This window comes from Mesorhizobium sp. M7A.F.Ca.CA.002.09.1.1, from assembly GCF_003998555.1.
Classification (GTDB): domain Bacteria; phylum Pseudomonadota; class Alphaproteobacteria; order Rhizobiales; family Rhizobiaceae; genus Mesorhizobium; species Mesorhizobium ciceri.
The window spans coordinates 1-1047 of sequence record NZ_RZRR01001313.1; the positions used below are offsets into that span (position 1 = coordinate 1).

The following is a 1047-nucleotide window of genomic DNA, read 5'->3' on the forward strand; positions in this document are numbered from 1 at the left end:
TTCCTATGCCTCGCCGCCTTATTCGGGTGCGCTGGCGCTGAAGCTTGCCGTCGAGGCGATCGAAGGCAAGGACGTGCCGAAGACCACCATCCTGCCGCTGCCGGTCGTTACCAATGAGACGATCAAGCTGTGCGACGAAGGCACATGGGCGGAGATGAAGGCCGGCTGCAACGCCTTCAAGCCGTCGCTGGTCTCCAATCCGGGCTGGTTTGCCTCGATCTTCTCGGACCAGACACCCGAGGTCGGCCTTAATGCTGCCCTCGTCGGACAACCGGAGAACTAAGCCTCCCAAGGCCCGTGTGACGATGCACGGACAACTGTCCGTGCGTCGTCAATCCATGCCAAGCCGGCGATCGAGGACAATGACAGAACACTCCGAGCTCCCCGCCGTCGAGATCGACGGCATCAGCAAGGCGTTCGGCCCGACCGTCGCGCTGGACGGCGTGTCGTTTGCGATCGCGCCCGGCAGCGTCCATGCCCTGCTCGGTGAAAACGGAGCCGGCAAGTCGACACTGGTGAAGCTGCTGTCCGGGCTGGTCCGGCCGAGCCAAGGCCATGTCCGTGTCTTCGGCAAGGAGATCGCTTACGGCGCACCGCGCGCAGCACATGCGCTCGGCATGCAGACAGCATTCCAGGAGATGACCCTGGTGCGCGATCTCTCCGTGCTCGACAACATGCTGCTGCCTTACGCCCCCGTCGGCATCTCCGGCCTGATCCGCCGCGGTGCCGCCCGCAAGGCCGTCCGCCGCCATATCGAAGATCTCGGTTTTTCCGTCGATCTCGATGCCGAGGTGAGCGAGCTCGAGCTTTCGGTGCGCCAGAAGATCGAGATCGCGCGCGCCGTCTACCGCAAGCCGCGCATCCTTTTGCTCGACGAACCGACCTCGACGCTCGCCGGACGCGACGTCGACTGGCTGGGCGACATCATCGCCAGGCTGAAGACGGCGGGTACCACCATCGTCTTCATCACCCACCGCATGCGCGAGGTCCGCGCTTTTTGCGACACGCTGACGATCCTGAGAAACGGCCGCCACATCGTCACCGCGC

General features: G+C 64.4%; 1 protein-coding gene and 1 pseudogene. Both read left to right on the forward strand.

The window, feature by feature from the left end; translation table 11 throughout:
• Positions 1 to 283: pseudogene (locus EN994_RS32815) on the forward strand (sugar ABC transporter substrate-binding protein); the annotation flags it as partial.
• Positions 284 to 362: 79 nt separating this feature from the next.
• The coding region (locus tag EN994_RS32820; protein WP_164746492.1) for an ATP-binding cassette domain-containing protein at positions 363 to 1047 on the forward strand (685 nt) is incomplete at its 3' end.